The sequence below is a fragment of the Ralstonia sp. VS2407 genome, assembly GCF_052950655.1.
Genome location: NZ_JBRFVG010000218.1, coordinates 1 through 480, shown reverse-complemented (window position 1 = coordinate 480; position 480 = coordinate 1). Strand labels below are relative to the sequence as shown.

At 67.3% G+C, this 480-nt stretch carries 1 protein-coding gene; it reads right to left on the bottom strand.

The window, feature by feature from the left end; genetic code table 11:
* The coding region (locus ACU8YE_RS24710; RefSeq protein ID WP_446930075.1) for an AAA family ATPase at window positions 1–480 on the bottom strand (480 nt) is incomplete at both ends.

Sequence of the window (480 nt, the reverse complement as noted above, 5' to 3'; positions counted from 1 at the left end):
CCGCCCTGGTCGAACCCGCCGTATCCGGGCGGCGCGCCGATCAGGCGGCTCACCGCGTGACGCTCCATGTATTCCGACATGTCGAAGCGGATCAGCTCGATGCCGAGCGTGAACGCCAGTTGGCGCGCCACTTCGGTCTTGCCGACGCCCGTCGGGCCGGAGAACAGGAACGCGCCGATCGGCTTGTCGAGCTTGCCGAGGCCCGCGCGCGCCATCTTGATCGCGGCGGCGAGCGCGTCGATCGCCGGGTCCTGGCCGAACACGACGCTCTTCAGATCGCGGTCGAGCGTCTGCAGCTTGCTGCGGTCGTCCTGCGACACGCTCTGCGGCGGCACGCGCGCGATCTTCGAGATGATTTCCTCGATCTCGCTCTTGCCGATCGTCTTCTTCTGCTTGGATTTCGGCAGCACGCGCTGCGCGGCGCCCGCTTCGTCGATCACGTCGATCGCCTTGTCGGGCAGATGGCGGTCGGTGATGAAC